Genomic DNA, 13,413 nt, shown 5'->3' with positions numbered 1-13,413 from the left:
CCGCGGGTCTCGGTGGTCAGCTCTGCCCAGCCCGCTGCCGGCGTTCGGTGGTCCAGTACAGGAGGGCCAGCAAGGGGAGGGCCGCGCCCAGAACGGTGAGAGCCGTCCAGCCTCCGGCGTGATAGACGACGGAGCCGAGCTGGGAACCGGCCGCGCCGCCGACGAAGAACGTGGCGATGAAGGCGCTGTTGAGGCGGGCGCGGGCGGCGGGGTCGAGCTGGTAGACGGTGTGCTGGCCGAGGATGAGCGTCGTCTGCACGGCCATGTCGATCAGGATGGCGGCCAGGGCGATCAGTACGATGCTGTGTCCGCCGAGGCCCGCGAGTGCGAAGGCCAGCGCGGCGACCACGAAGGCGGCACCGGTCATCGGACGTACGAGCCCCCGGTCGGCCCAGTGCCCGGCGAACGGAGCGATGGCCGCGCCGGCCGCGCCGACGAGGGCGAAGACGCCGACCCCCACCGGCGAGTAGTGGAAGCGGGGACCGGTCAGGACGAAGGAGACGGTGGTCCAGAAGGCGCTGAAGGCCCCGAACATCGCCGCCTGGTACAGGCCGCGGCGCAGCAGCGCCGGGTGCGTGCGCACCAGCCGGACGGTGGAGCGCAGCACGTGGTGGTACGGAATGGTCGTGGTCGGGGCGTGCTGCGGCAGAGCCGCACGCAGGGCCACCGCGAGTACGGCCATCAGGGCGGCGGAGCCGAGGAAGACGACGCGCCAGCCGGCGAGGTCGGAGACCAGGCTGCTCAGCGTCCGCGAGAGCAGGATGCCGGTGAGCAGGCCGCTCATCACCCGCCCGACTATGCGGCCCCTGGCGTGGTCGGGGGCGAGGCTCGCGGCGAACGGCACCAGGATCTGGGCGACGACCGAGGTGGCGCCGCTGACCAGCGAGGCGATAAGCAGCATGGGGAAACTGGTGGCGAGTCCGGCGGCCACCAGGGCAAGGGTCGTGACCGCCAGCAGGGCGGTGATCAGGTTGCGCTTCTCCAGCCGGTCGCCGAGAGGGACCAGGAAGAGCATGCCGAGGACGTAGCCGACCTGGGTGAGTGTGATCAGTGCGCCGGCGGTGGCCGTGCTGGTGTGGAAGACGCTGCTCAGCGAGGACAGCAGAGGCTGGGCGTAGTACAGGTTGGCGACCGTCATACCGGACGCGACGGCCAGGAACGCGACCAGCCAGCCCGGCACGCCGTGGGTGGCCTGTGCGGTCGCGGAGCGGCGTGGGGTCTGGAGGTCGGATGATGCGGACATGTGCACCTTCTCGAGGGGCGGGCCGGGCATCCCGGCTCGGGCGGAAGCGCTGTGCGGTGCCGGCAGCTTCATCGATGCCGTCACGCAGGCTTAAGCGCCGGCCCGCCCCTCGTGCTTCCTCACCTGATGCGATGGTTCGGGATGTCAGTCATCTCGATCCGAGATGACCGCTCGACCCGAGATGAGCTCGTTCGGCGATGAGCCTCGGAGATGAGCCCCCCCGACCGGGGACTCGGCTCCCGGCAATGCATGAAACCGGATCACTGCTGAGGGATCGCGCGCACGGGATGCTTGCTCATGACCGAGACCCGGTTGAACGCGTTGATGGTGATCGCCACCCAGATCACCGCGGAGATCTCATCGTCGCTGAGGAGCCGGCGAGCCGCGTCATAAGCGCTCTCCTGCAGGACGGCGTTCGCGGGTTCGGTGGTCGCCTCAGCCAGGGTGAGTGCCGCGCGTTCCCGTGCCGTGAACACTTCGGTGTCGCGCCAGGCGGCCAACACTCCCAGGCGCTGGGTGGTCTCGCCCGCGCGCAGTGCGGCCCGAGTATGCACGTTGAGGCAGTAGGCGCAGCCGTTGATCTGTGACACGCGGAGGTTGATCAGTTCCACGAGCATGCGGTCCAGACCCGCGTCGGCGGCAGTCGCGCGAACCGCCTCGGCTGTCTCGACCAACGCGTGGTAGGCCTTCGGGCTCTGCTTGTCGACGAAGACCCGCTCACCCACGGGGCCTGCTGCCGTGTCACTCAACCTGGACTCCTTCACGGGCCGCTCCGGGCCCTCGCTTGCCTTGACGTGCACCGACAGGGCACGCTCCGATTATCATCGGCCATGAATGTTGAACATAAAACCATCCTCGGGTGAGAGAGGCGTGCGATGAGCAACGTCGAGAAAGATCCCACCGAACTGCGCTGCGCGGCCTCGGACCATGGCCGGCCATTGCCGCAGGTCGACGTCCTCTCCGCGCGAGACGTCCCCCTGGGCGGCCCGAGGGCTATGACGGTACGGCGCACACTGCCGCAGCGGGCACGGACGCTGATCGGAGCCTGGTGCTTCATCGACCACTACGGCCCCGACGACATCGCCGACACGGGCGGCATGGACGTCGCCCCCCATCCGCACACCGGTCTGCAGACGGTGAGCTGGCTGTTCAACGGGGAGATCGAGCACCGCGACAGCCTGGGCAGCCACGCCTTCGTACGGCCAGGTGAGTTGAACCTCATGACGGGCGGGCACGGCATCAGCCACTCGGAAGTCTCCACCACCCGCACCACGATCCTCCACGGCGTCCAGCTGTGGGTGGCGCTTCCCGAAGAACACCGGCACACCGCCCGGGACTTCCAGCACTACGTCCCGAGCCCGGCCCGGACGGACGGAGCCGATATCAGAGTGTTCCTGGGATCCCTAGCCGGTGACACCTCTCCGGTGCGGACCTTCACGCCCTTGCTCGGCGCCGAACTCATCCTCGAGCCGCGCTCGACGACCACGCTCACTATTGACCCCGAGTTCGAGCACGGCCTTCTCGTCGACCACGGGGATGTCCGCATGGCCGGAACGCTCCTGCACGCGGCCGAGTTGGGCTACCTCGGCACGGGGAACGACACGCTGACACTGACGAACGAGACGGACACCGCCGCCCGGACCGTCCTGCTCGGCGGGACACCGTTCGAGGAACAGATCGTCATGTGGTGGAATTTCATCGGTCGGAGCCACGAAGACATCGTCGAAGCCAGGGAAGCGTGGCAGAACGCGTCCGACCGCTTCGGCAAGGTCGATGGTTACGACGGCGACCGTCTTCCCGCGCCCGCCCTGCCGAACGCCACCATCGCGCCGCGCAAGAACCCGACGCGCCACTGAAAGGCACACCATGACGCAGCCCGCCGCCGCTCCGACCGTCCAGCGAGTGGACCCCCGGCACCGTTACGAAATCCTGGTCGACGGAAAGACCGCAGGCCTCACCGCGTACCGCGACCGCGACGACCAGCGCGTCTTCTTCCACACGGAAATCGACGACGCCTTCGCCGGGCAGGGCCTGGCCTCGATACTCGTACAGCAGGCGCTGACCGACGTACGCGACTCAGGGAAGCGGATCGTGCCGGTCTGCCCCTACGTGGCCAAGTTCCTCAAGAAGCATGAGGAGTTCGCCGACATCACCGACCCGGTCACTCCCGAGATCCTGGAGTGGCTGGAGACCGTGCTGCCGCACTGACCGCCCGCGCGCAACGTCCCCGACGCCGCCGAAAGCCGGGACCGGCCGTACCGCCATATAACTGGAGGGCGCTGGCGGCCGGGGGCCGGCCCACGGCACAATCCTCGGTCGTGGAGATCACCGCGCGCGAACTCAACCGGGCCACGCTCAGCCGCCAACTGTTGCTGCGGCGGGAGCCGTTGAGCGCCATCGACGGAGTGCACCGTGTGGTCGCGCTGCAGGCGCAGCACGCCGCCTCGCCGTATCTCGCGTTGTGGAACCGGCTCACCGGCTTCGCTCCGGCCGATCTGGCCGCCGCCTTCACCAGCCGCGCGGTCGTCAAGGCGACTCTGATGCGGATCACGCCACACGTGGTCCACGCCGACGACTACCAGGTCTTCCGTGAGGCTATGCAGCCGACGCTGTATGGCTCACGGCTCGGCTCCCGCTTCGCGGCGGCAGGGCTCACCCCCGCAGACGCCGGTGAACTGGTACCGGAGCTGCTGAAGTTCGCCGACCAGCCGAGGGCGGCCACGGAGATGGAGACGTGGCTCGAACAGCGCCTCGGGGCCGGACATAAGGCCGGTGCGTGGTGGGGGCTGCGGTCGTACGCGCCGCTGCTGCACGTACCGGTCGGCGGGCCGTGGTCCTTCGCCACACCGCCGTCGTACGTCGCGGCGCAGACCGGGCCCGTACCCACGGGCCGGGAGACGAAGCCGGAGGCGCTGCAAACCCTCATCCTGCGCTACCTGGAAGGGTTCGGGCCGGCGTCCGTGGCGGACGTGGCGCAGTTCGCCATGGTCCAGCGGGCACCGGTCCGCGAGGCGCTGCGAGCGCTCAACGGCGTCGTCGAACAGATACACGGTACCGACGGCACGACGCTGTTCGACATCCCCGGCGCCCTGCGCCCGCCTGAAGACACTCCGGCCCCGCCTCGGCTGATGGCGATGTGGGACAGCATCCTGCTGGCATACGCCGACCGGGCCCGCGTAATCCCCCCGGACTACCGCCCGCTGGTGACCCGCAACAACGGCGACGTACTGCCGACCCTGCTGGTCGACGGCTACGTCGCCGGCGTGTGGCGCCCGGTCGACGGCGGCATCGAGGCGACGGCCTTCCACGACCTGTCACCCGAGACCTGGGACGGACTCGCCGCCGAGGCCCAGTCCCTGACGATGCTGCTGACCGATCGCGATCCCAAGGTCTACAGCCGATACGACCACTGGTGGGCCAAGCTCCCCGACGCTCAGGTATCTCAGGTACGGATACTCCCGCAGAAGTAATCCAGGCCCCATACCGGACCACCACTGGAGTAACAGGGGGCCGCGGCCATCACACCTCAGGGACTGGTCCAACCGGCTGCCGCCACACCGGGCGACTTGGGCGGTGCGTTCACCGGTGAAAGCCCGACGGAGATGGCATGGTTCAGAAGCGGCAGCCGACACGGGGCTGCGAGGCGCGGCGAGGCCGCGCCCCGGTATGAGACGAGGATGGACTGATGGCAACAGGCACTGTGAAGTGGTTCAACGCCGACAAGGGCTTCGGCTTCATCCAACCGGACGACGAGGGCCCGGACGTGTTCGTGCACTTCTCCGCCATCCAGTCCACAGGCTTTAGGGAGCTGCAGGAGGGTGACAAGGTCGAATACGACGTCACCCAGGGGCCCAAGGGACCACAGGCGGAGAACGTCTACCGCAAGTAGGCAGCTTCTCCGCCGCTCTCTGGCAAGAGCCGTCGCACCTATCGGATTGTCGACCTTGGCGATGAATGCGACCGACTGGAGCGGCTGGGACTCGTCCGCCGGGAACGCGAACTGATTCCGTGGTGATCCCTACGAGCGTCGTGGTCCTCGCCGCAGCCCTGGCCGCCGCCGTACTTCGCATCGGCTTCCCACACCGGATGGCGGTCGTACGGCATGCCGCGCCAGGGCGATCACAATCGTTCAAAGGGGGCGAACGAGTGGCGGAACGAGGTCACCCGGTACAGGCTCACGCCTTTCCTATGGCATCGGTAGTGACTCCTTGCGGGTACGCCACGACCAGGTCGGCACGGGATACGGAGTCCTTCACGAACCCGTCCTTGAAGCGATGAAGACGGCCGTGACCACAGAGGGCATCGTCCCTGTTCGGACATACGGAGACGGTGCACCGCTCCGTCACAACATTGCGGTCCCAAAAGCCCGTTTAGGGCAAAGGCAACGGGCCGCCGAATCGCGGCGCTCTTCCAGAGGGCGTTCAGCGCATGGTGAGCACCATGCGGAAACGTGGCGTGCCGGAGAGCATCTTCCGGTACGCCTCATCGGCCTGCTCCAGCGGCATGATCTCAGTCATCGGGCGGATCCCGTGCAGCGCGCTGAACGCCATGGTGTCCTGCACGTCCAGCGCCGTTCCGGACGGGTGGCCGCGCACGATCCTGCCCTGCATGATCAGCTGGACCGGGTTGATTCCCAGCGGCTCGAAGTCCGCACCGATGACCACCAGCTCGCCGCGGTGGGCCAGCCCGTCAACGGTCGCCGTGATGGCGGCGGAGTTGGCGGCGGTGGCCAGGACCACTTTGGCGCCGCCGAGGGACTGCAGCGCGTCAGCGACGGTGGTGTCCGCCGTACTGTCGATGTAGTGGTGCGCGCCGAGCTGCTTTGCAAAGTCGGCCTTGTCGGACCCGCGGGCGATGGCCACGGTCTCGAAGCCCATCGCGGCCGCATACCTCACTCCCAGGTGGCCGAGGCCCCCGATGCCGAGTACGGCGACCAGATCGCCCGGCCGTGCGGAGCTGCGCCGAAGCCCGTTGTACGTGGTCACCCCCGCGCAGGCCAGGGGCGCCGCATCGGTCGCCGCCAGCGCTTCGGGCATCCGCGCCAGGGCGTCGACCGGCGCGATCACCATGTCGGCGTAACCCCCGTCGTACGCCCATCCGGGAACCTTCAGGTTCTCGCACACGACGAAGTCGCCCTGTCGGCAGGGCGTGCAGTAGCCGCAGCTGCCGCCGAACCAGCCCACCGCCACCCGGTCGCCCATCTGCCAGCCGCGGTTCTGCGCGCCCTCGCCGAGCTCTTCGATGCGACCGGCGATCTCATGGCCGGGGACCAGCGGAAACCGGATGCCCGGAAACGCGGCGTCGACCATTCCGGCGTCGCTGTGGCAGATCCCGCAGGCGTCCACGGCGATCCGAACGTGGCCGGGCCCTGGCTTCGGTACATCACGCTCGATGATCTCGAACGGCCCGCCGGCGGCGGCCACCTGAGCAGCTCGATACGGGCTCATTCGGACCTCTCCCGGGTATGGCTGGGAACTGCCCCCGAATCCATCAGACCATGGCCGGTCCTGTCGCGCGCGTGGGCTGGGTCGTCAGGTTCTGCCAGGGTCTTGCTGAGCTGCGCGTGCCAGAGGCGGTACGGGCCCCCCGCAGGCCGGTGTGCCGTAGTCAGTCGCCTCGCCAGATGTTGTCGAAGGCCGCCTCCTCGATGGCCCGCCGCTGCCGTACGGCCTCCAGTTCCCTCAACGCGTCATGGACCGCGGCCACCACTGTCGCCACCGCGTCGTCGACCACACTTGGAGAGTCCTCCGGCCGCTTGCCGCCGATGCCGATGGCCGCCCCAAGAGCGGCGAGGACGGGCTCGTCCGACGTCCAGCGGTTCGCCGCCAGGCGGCGAGCGGGCGAATCGGCCAGCACCTTCTGGGTGGTCCCGAAGGGCACCCAGCGGCGGCGCTGCCGAGTGACCTGCCCCTCCGCTTCAAGGGCGGCCAGATAGGCCGAGGACAGGCCGCGGCCTCTACGCCACAGCCAGTCATCGACCGATTCGTACGGCGCTTCTCGGACAAGCGACGACGCGGCCTCGTCCAACAGACGATCAGCGATTGCCGGCCGGTAGCCCGGCACGATGTGATCGTCGTCCAGGCTGACGGCTTGCGCTCCCAGCAGGTCGATCACCTCGGCTCCCGCGAGCGCAAGCGATAGGTCACCTTGCTCCAGGGGGCGATCGGGCGCCGTGTCCATGGCAACGATCAAAAGGTCCCGCGCTGTGGTCATGAGCGGCTCCACGTCAGGAAGCATCAGTGGCGATGCGTCGCTGAGCAGATCATCCGGCAACCATCCATACATGAGCTTACGGAGCAAGCACGGCGGCTGCATCCCACGTCGGACCGCGGCGGGTGCCCCTTCGCGATCGCCGCTGGTCAGAACCACGCCCCTGACCAGCGGCGATCGCGTACTGCCACTGGCGTACTAACAGCCCATGGCCCACACATGCGAGTCGCCGCGATCGTTGGCGGTGGCGTTGTGGCGGACGTGTACGAGTGGGCTCCTGGCGGGTTCTTCATCGTCCATTCGGCACACGGGCGCATCGGAGAGTTCGGTGTCGGCGGCGTGGAGATCATCGGGTGCGACGAGACGAGTGGCGACTACAGGTCACACTTCTTCGACAGTCAAGGCAACCTGACCGTCAGCAGCCTGGTTGCGCGTGGCGACACGTGGACCTACCAAGGCGACACCACTCGTTCCACCGTGGAGTTCAGCGACAACCACCGCGTCCAGACCGTCTTGCACGAGCGCACCGATGACGGAACGACCTACAGACCATCCATGAAGGTCACTCTCATCAAAGTCGCATGAGGACACGTGACCATCTGAGCGTGGAGCTACGGGTGTGGTCCCGTAGTCGGTCCTCGGCTCGTCGGGCGCCCAACAGGTCCAGTCGGGCACCGCCCGAGCGGACGGCGAAGAAGGCAGCCCGACATCAACACGGTGTTCCCACCAGGAGTGTGGATGTGAGCCAGGCCGCGCCCCCGCAGCCCGCTGAGCACGAAGGTGGGCATGGCAAGAGCCAGCATCATGCTCGACATCGCGTAGACGGTGTTGATGCCGGTCAGTCCGAGGAACGCGTGGTCCCGGAGCTATCCCGAAGAGTCGGGGAGTGGCGCGCCGTACCGGGGCCGGGGGCCCGTACGAACAGGGCGATGGTGATGGCAGCGGCCGGGAAGCAGGCGGCGTAGGCGATCGTGCGGTAGACGGCCTCGAAGCCTTCGGCGGTGGCGAGTCGACGACGAGAGCCCCGATCAGGGCGGCACCGCCGCGGCTCTTCCTCCGCGGCGCAGCAGTCGCTGTGCCCGTTACCGGTCCCGACAGCGCCCTCCATCACCCCTCGCATCTACGTCTGCGTCGGGATACGTGCGGGCGCTCCGGACAACCTCGCGGAGCGTCTCTGATTGGCTTAGCGATCCCATGGGTTGCACAGGATCAGAGCGCTGAAACCCGCTCCATGCCGCCAATCGCCTTCGTGCCCTGGTGCCGATGGGCAAAGCCGTCGGCCCGCGTGACACGTCCCTCCGGACGCTGGCCGGTCAGGCAGGTACAACACCTGGCCGGGGAGGGTGCCCGACGTCGCCTGGGCGCCGGGCGTGCGCGTCACACTCTGCCACAGCATCACTACGGTTGGCTAATCCAACTGGTGAGCCTACGCGGATGCTGCCAACGCTTTACGGGGTGCGGCGCGGCCTCCTGCTCGGCAGGGCTCGTCACGACCGATTCGCCGACGACGAGTGAGGAGCTGCACCGCCATATCGCGTCAATCAACGGTCGGTCAGGGAGGCCTATGACGAGCCACGAATCCGCTTCGCCCTTGGCCCGACGGGCCCGCAGGTCGCCGGGAGCACGTCCCCGCGCGGCCGTTCTATCCTCGGGTAACTGCTCACCCCGTTCGGGTGCAGCACCGGAGCCCGGGGGAGTGTGGGCTCACTGGCGGGACGGCAGAAGGGTTGAGGCGGCGGCATGGCCAGTGGCACCGGAACGTCGGGGGCGGAGAAGAAGCGGGCCACGATCTGGGAGGTCGCGCGGCTGGCCGGAGTGTCGCATCAGACCGTGTCGCGCTACCTGAAGAACAACGGCGGCATGAAGCCGTCGACGCGGGCGAAGATCGAACGGGCCGTCGCCGAGCTGAACTACCGTCCGAACCTCATCGCGCGCTCGATGCGGACCCAGCGGTCCAACCGGATCACGATCGTGCTGCCTGAACTGACGAATTTCGTACCCGTCCCGATGCTGAAGGGAGCCTCTGCCGCGGCGCACGAGGCCGGCTACACCACCGACGTCGTCGGCCTGGAGGGCGGCGAGTCAGGGCGCGCCGAAGGCGTGCTGTCGCTGCTGGAGACCGAGCAGGCCGAGGGCGTGCTGTCGTTCGCGCCACTGGCGGACCTGGCCGACCGCCCGGAGGTCGGACACAAACCGATCGTGGTCTTCGGCGAGTACGACGACAACTTGCACGCCAGGGGAGAGCTGGCCGACGGCCGACCGGCCGAGCAGATCATCCGCCACCTCGCGGATCTGGGTCACCGCCGGTTCCTGCATGTGGCCGGCGCACAGGACTGGGTGTCAGCGCGCAACCGGCGGACCGTGTATGTGGAGGCCATCGCGCAACTGGGCCTGGAGTCCTACGGGATCGTCGACGGGGACTGGACGATGCGCTCCGGTTACGAGGCGGCTCGGGATCTCCCGGCGGACTCCGGGGTGACGGCGGTGCTGGCGGCGAACGACTACGTTGCCATGGGCGTGATCCGCGGCTTCCAGGACCGCGGGGTGCGGGTGCCGGAGGATGTGAGCGTCTTCGGCTGGGACAACGAGGAGGTCAGCCGGTACTGCCTCCCGACGATCTCGACGGTTCACACCGACCGGGAGGCCCTGGGCCGCCAGGGGATGCTGTCGCTGCTCGCCCTGATCCGCGGTGAGCCTCAGCCGGACGTTAACAAAAGCATTCTCTTCGAGGTTATTCCTCGAGGGTCGAGCGGTCCTGTCGCTCGGTAAGTAGGGCCCAGGGGCCGAACTCTGACCCGCTGGCCACCCGGAATCGTCGCTGCCGGAGTGCTGAGCGTCGTGCGCGTCCTCGGCTCGTTCGAGCTGACCTTCTTCGTCTCCAGTGCCAAGACCCAGACACTGGTGGTCACCATCTTCGGTGCCATGTCCTATCCCGAATAGGCTCCATGGCCACCCCCGCCAGGGTGGCGCCCGCAGGTCCTGCCAGTTCGCGCCTCGCCCGACACGGCAAGACGGTCTGGGCCGAGCTGAACGCGTCTGCCGGGCAGGGCCGTGCGTTCTCAGTTTGCAAGGTCGAGAAGGGTGGCGATGTGGTCGGTGCGTGACCGGTAGTGGTCGGTTGAGGCGGCGATGTTCGCCCAGTCGATGACCTGGACAACCAAGATCATCTCCGGTAATCGCCTGCCACCAACCTCCGTGGACGGAGCACGTGGAGGACGACTGCGCCTGAGTACGCGTACTCAGGTCGATTGTGTCGCTTGGCTCTGACGCGGCCGGTCTGCGTTCCCCACGATGAGTTGGCCCCCACCCCCCCCCGCGTCGAAAGAGGTGCTGATGGGCCGTGACCTGCAGCTGCGCGCTGCCACTCCGGAGGATCTTGAGTGGATCTACGAACTACGTCACCGGGTGTACGCACAGGAGTTGGGCCAGCATGTGCCGGATCCTGCCGGACGGCTTCGCGACGGGCTGGACGGCGACAACGTCTACCTGGTCGCGGCGCGAGGCGCGGTCCGAATCGGCTTTGTCAGCCTGACTCCGCCCTGGTTGGGGCGGTACGCGCTGGACAAGTACCTGACCCGCGACGAGCTGCCGCTGCTGACCGAGGGCGATCTGTTCGAGGTGCGCATCCTCACCGTTGAGCCGCGCTGGCGGGCCACCGCAGCGGCACCGCTGCTGATGTACGCGGCGCTGCGCTGGATCGCCGCCCGGGGCGGTCGCCGGGTGGTGGCGATGGGGCGCACCGAGTTGCTCAACATGTACCTGGCCGCCGGCCTGCGCCCGGTCGGCCGTACCGTCCACAGCGGTGCGTTGACGTTCGAGGTGCTGACCGGCAGCGTGACCGAGTTGACGAAGGTCGTGATGGACCGTTATCGCACCACGTTGGAGCGTCTGCGGTCCGAAGTGGACTGGCAGTTGGACGTGGCGTTCGCACCCCGGCCGGACGGCTGCGAGCACGGTGGCGCCTCGTTCGCCGCCATCGGCACGGACTTCCGTGCCCTGCACCGGCGCCATCAGGTAGTCGCGGCCGACGTGCTGGACGCCTGGTTCCCGCCGGCCCCCGGGGTGCGCGCGGCGCTCGCGGAGGATCCGGCCTGGGCCGCCCGGACCTCGCCGCCGACCGGCGCCGAGGGCCTGCTGGCGGAAATAGCCACGGCTCGGGCGCTGCCGGCGGAGACGCTCGCGGTCGGCGCCGGTTCATCTGACTTGATCTTCAGGGCGTTCGGCCAGTGGCTGACCCCGGAGAGCAGGGTGCTTCTGGCGGACCCGGGCTACGGCGAGTACGCCCACGTCACAGAGAGGGTGATCGGGTGCCGGGTGGACCGCTTCCGGTTGCGCCGCGAAGATGGCTGGCGGATCGATCCGGCCCGGCTGTCTGCTGCCGTCAGGTCCGGACGCTACGACCTCGTGGTGGTGGTCAACCCGAACAACCCGACGGGACGCCACGCGCCGGCCGCTGAGTTGCGCTCGGTGATCGCCGCCGCGCCGGCCCGAACCCGTTGGTGGATCGACGAGGCGTACCTGGGCTATGTCGACCTGACCGAGTCGCTCGCCGGCCTCGCCGCGATGGACCCGCGGGTAGTGGTCTGCAGCTCGTTGTCCAAGATGTATGCGCTGTCCGGTATGCGGGCGGCGTACCTGGTGGCCGAGCCGGTCACAGCGGCGCAGCTACGCCGATGGACGCCGCCCTGGTCGGTCAGCCTCCCGGCGCAGCTGGCCGCAGTGGCAGCCCTGCGCGACCCGGCGTACTACAGCGACTGCTGGCTTCGCACACACGCGCTGCGGCGGCAGCTGGCCGCCGACCTGGCCGGGTTGGACGAGGCCGTGGTGGTTGAAGAGGCCGTGGCGAACTTCCTCACCGTGACCCTGCCGTCCGGCGGGCCGAGTGCTGCACAACTGGTGAACGAGTGCCGCCGCCGCGACGTATACCTGCGCGACCTGTCGCCGTTGTCGTCGGAGTACCAGGGGCGCACCGTGCGTATCGCGGTCAAGGACACCGCCGAGAATGCGCGCATTGTGGCCGCCTGTCAGGCCGCTCTGGACGTACTGCGGCCGCGTTCGGCCTCGCTCGTTTCGATGACTGAGGGCGTTCCCGCCGCCGGATCCGCTCGATGATCACCGTGGCCTCCCTGGCGCCCTACCTCGGTGGGGCGCTGGCGCTGGGCGGCATTGCGGTGGCGGCGTCCGGGCGCAGGGAGCTGCTGATCCGGTGGTGCGCCTGGGCGGTCGGAGTGCCACTGGTCACCGGTGCGTTCTGGTTGGGCCGCCCGGGCTCCGCGGCAATCGCCATCGCGGTGGGGGTGATTGCGGTGATGGAGTTCGGCGGGCTGATGCGGCTGGGCTGGGTGGACCGGGTGGTGCTGGCTGCGGCGGTGGCAGGCGTGGTGCTGGCCGCCTGGTTGGCGCCCGGACAGGTGCTTCGGGTGGTCGCGATCGGGGCGCTGGCGATTGCCGTGGTGCCGCTCCTGGCCGGCGACGCCGACGATGGCCTGCGCCGGCTCGGTGCCGGCCTGCTCGGGCTGGCCTGGCTGAGTGTGCTGGCCGCGCTGGTGGTGCTCGGGGCGAGCGCGCTTGCGGTGTTCGTAGCGGTCTCGATCGCCGACATCGTGGCGTACTTTGCCGGCCGAGGGCTGGGCGGGCCGCGGCTGTCGCCACTGTCGCCGGCCAAGCGGTGGAGCGGGACCCTGGCCGGGGCCGCGGCCGGCCTCGGCGTGCTCGCCGTGCTGTCCGCGCTGAGCTGGCCTATGGCGGTGGCGGTGGCGGTCGGCGGCCCGGCCGGCGACCTTCTCGAATCCATGGTCAAAAGAGGTGCACAGGCGAAGGACGCCGGCCGCTGGCTGCCCGGCTCCGGCGGCCTGCTGGACCGGATCGACTCGCTGCTCATCGCGCTGGCCGTCCTGCTTGTCCTGCGCTGAGCCTCATCGGCCCTGGCCGGGCAGCGAACACGGTGACGAAGGACTGAC

13 protein-coding genes are annotated in these 13,413 nt (G+C 68.8%); 8 read left to right on the top strand and 5 right to left on the bottom strand.

All coding sequences use genetic code 11. The annotated features are described in order from the left end of the window. Positions 1 to 16 precede the first annotated feature (16 nt). Together ABT009_RS32905 and ABT009_RS32900 are read right to left on the bottom strand one after the other, a co-directional pair. Positions 17 to 1,180: an MFS transporter gene (locus ABT009_RS32905; RefSeq protein WP_502990014.1), complete on the bottom strand. Its 1,164-nt coding sequence runs from the start codon at positions 1,178 to 1,180 to the stop codon at positions 17 to 19. A gap of 323 nt (positions 1,181 to 1,503) precedes the next feature. Further along, positions 1,504 to 1,992 (bottom strand): carboxymuconolactone decarboxylase family protein, encoded by a 489-nt coding sequence (locus ABT009_RS32900; protein ID WP_351303311.1) that lies wholly within the window; start codon positions 1,990 to 1,992, stop codon positions 1,504 to 1,506. A gap of 126 nt (positions 1,993 to 2,118) precedes the next feature. On the opposite strand from ABT009_RS32900, the gene ABT009_RS32895 reads away from it, so the two are divergent. The 4 genes from ABT009_RS32895 (at position 2,119) to ABT009_RS32880 (ending at position 5,132) form a co-directional block, all read left to right on the top strand. After that, positions 2,119 to 3,099 carry a pirin family protein gene (locus ABT009_RS32895; RefSeq protein WP_351303308.1) on the top strand — a complete coding sequence of 327 codons (981 nt, stop codon included), beginning with the start codon at positions 2,119 to 2,121 and terminating at the stop codon, positions 3,097 to 3,099. Between the two features lie 10 nt (positions 3,100 to 3,109). Next, positions 3,110 to 3,451, top strand: a complete 342-nt coding sequence (locus ABT009_RS32890) for a GNAT family N-acetyltransferase (protein WP_351303305.1) — start codon at positions 3,110 to 3,112, stop codon at positions 3,449 to 3,451. A gap of 110 nt (positions 3,452 to 3,561) precedes the next feature. Beyond that, a complete protein-coding gene (locus ABT009_RS32885; protein WP_351303302.1) occupies positions 3,562 to 4,713 on the top strand; it encodes a winged helix DNA-binding domain-containing protein in 1,152 nt (383 codons plus the stop codon). Between the two features lie 215 nt (positions 4,714 to 4,928). Then, complete coding sequence (locus ABT009_RS32880) at positions 4,929 to 5,132, top strand: cold-shock protein (RefSeq protein ID WP_351303299.1); 204 nt, start codon at positions 4,929 to 4,931, stop codon at positions 5,130 to 5,132. 532 nt (positions 5,133 to 5,664) lie between these two features. On the opposite strand, the gene ABT009_RS32875 is transcribed toward ABT009_RS32880, so the two are convergent. Together ABT009_RS32875 and ABT009_RS32870 are read right to left on the bottom strand one after the other, a co-directional pair. Beyond that, entirely contained in the window at positions 5,665 to 6,690 is a 1,026-nt protein-coding gene (locus tag ABT009_RS32875; protein WP_351303296.1) for an alcohol dehydrogenase, read from the bottom strand. Between the two features lie 160 nt (positions 6,691 to 6,850). Continuing rightward, positions 6,851 to 7,456 (bottom strand): GOLPH3/VPS74 family protein, encoded by a 606-nt coding sequence (locus ABT009_RS32870; RefSeq protein ID WP_351303512.1) that lies wholly within the window; start codon positions 7,454 to 7,456, stop codon positions 6,851 to 6,853. A gap of 216 nt (positions 7,457 to 7,672) precedes the next feature. Here ABT009_RS32870 and ABT009_RS32865 point away from each other — a divergent pair, with 216 nt between their 5' ends. Then, positions 7,673 to 8,038: a hypothetical protein gene (locus tag ABT009_RS32865; RefSeq protein WP_351303294.1), complete on the top strand. Its 366-nt coding sequence runs from the start codon at positions 7,673 to 7,675 to the stop codon at positions 8,036 to 8,038. Positions 8,039 to 8,291: 253 nt separating this feature from the next. Here the strand turns inward: ABT009_RS32865 and ABT009_RS32860 are convergent, their stop codons facing one another. Next, entirely contained in the window at positions 8,292 to 8,573 is a 282-nt protein-coding gene (locus ABT009_RS32860) for a hypothetical protein (RefSeq protein ID WP_351303291.1), read from the bottom strand. A gap of 620 nt (positions 8,574 to 9,193) precedes the next feature. Between ABT009_RS32860 and ABT009_RS32855 the strand changes: the two genes are divergently transcribed. The 3 genes from ABT009_RS32855 to ABT009_RS32845 all read left to right on the top strand — a co-directional run bounded on the left by ABT009_RS32855 (position 9,194) and on the right by ABT009_RS32845 (position 13,365). Beyond that, positions 9,194 to 10,222, top strand: coding sequence for a LacI family DNA-binding transcriptional regulator (locus tag ABT009_RS32855; RefSeq protein WP_351303288.1), 1,029 nt, complete (start codon positions 9,194 to 9,196; stop codon positions 10,220 to 10,222). A gap of 564 nt (positions 10,223 to 10,786) precedes the next feature. Beyond that, entirely contained in the window at positions 10,787 to 12,565 is a 1,779-nt protein-coding gene (locus ABT009_RS32850; protein ID WP_351303285.1) for a histidinol-phosphate aminotransferase family protein, read from the top strand. Continuing rightward, entirely contained in the window at positions 12,562 to 13,365 is an 804-nt protein-coding gene (locus tag ABT009_RS32845; protein ID WP_351303283.1) for a phosphatidate cytidylyltransferase, read from the top strand. Before ABT009_RS32850 ends, ABT009_RS32845 begins: the two co-directional genes overlap by 4 nt. The last annotated feature ends 48 nt before the right edge of the window (positions 13,366 to 13,413 follow it).

The organism is Streptomyces sp. NPDC002896, assembly GCF_040295225.1.
GTDB lineage: Bacteria > Actinomycetota > Actinomycetes > Streptomycetales > Streptomycetaceae > Streptomyces.
Note: the sequence above shows the minus strand (reverse complement) of the source record. Positions and strands in the feature narration are given on the sequence as shown.

Excerpts from the sequence above, each read along its gene's own strand:
- ABT009_RS32865 (WP_351303294.1), top strand. The coding sequence starts at position 7,673 with ATGCGAGTCGCCGCGATCGTTGGCGGTGGCGTTGTGGCGGACGTGTAC.
- ABT009_RS32855 (WP_351303288.1), top strand. The coding sequence starts at position 9,194 with ATGGCCAGTGGCACCGGAACGTCGGGGGCGGAGAAGAAGCGGGCCACG.
- ABT009_RS32850 (WP_351303285.1), top strand. The coding sequence starts at position 10,787 with ATGGGCCGTGACCTGCAGCTGCGCGCTGCCACTCCGGAGGATCTTGAG.
- ABT009_RS32880 (WP_351303299.1), top strand. The coding sequence starts at position 4,929 with ATGGCAACAGGCACTGTGAAGTGGTTCAACGCCGACAAGGGCTTCGGC.
- ABT009_RS32870 (WP_351303512.1), bottom strand. The coding sequence starts at position 7,456 with ATGACCACAGCGCGGGACCTTTTGATCGTTGCCATGGACACGGCGCCC.
- ABT009_RS32895 (WP_351303308.1), top strand. The coding sequence starts at position 2,119 with ATGAGCAACGTCGAGAAAGATCCCACCGAACTGCGCTGCGCGGCCTCG.
- ABT009_RS32860 (WP_351303291.1), bottom strand. The coding sequence starts at position 8,573 with ATGCGAGGGGTGATGGAGGGCGCTGTCGGGACCGGTAACGGGCACAGC.
- ABT009_RS32890 (WP_351303305.1), top strand. The coding sequence starts at position 3,110 with ATGACGCAGCCCGCCGCCGCTCCGACCGTCCAGCGAGTGGACCCCCGG.
- ABT009_RS32845 (WP_351303283.1), top strand. The coding sequence starts at position 12,562 with ATGATCACCGTGGCCTCCCTGGCGCCCTACCTCGGTGGGGCGCTGGCG.
- ABT009_RS32875 (WP_351303296.1), bottom strand. The coding sequence starts at position 6,690 with ATGAGCCCGTATCGAGCTGCTCAGGTGGCCGCCGCCGGCGGGCCGTTC.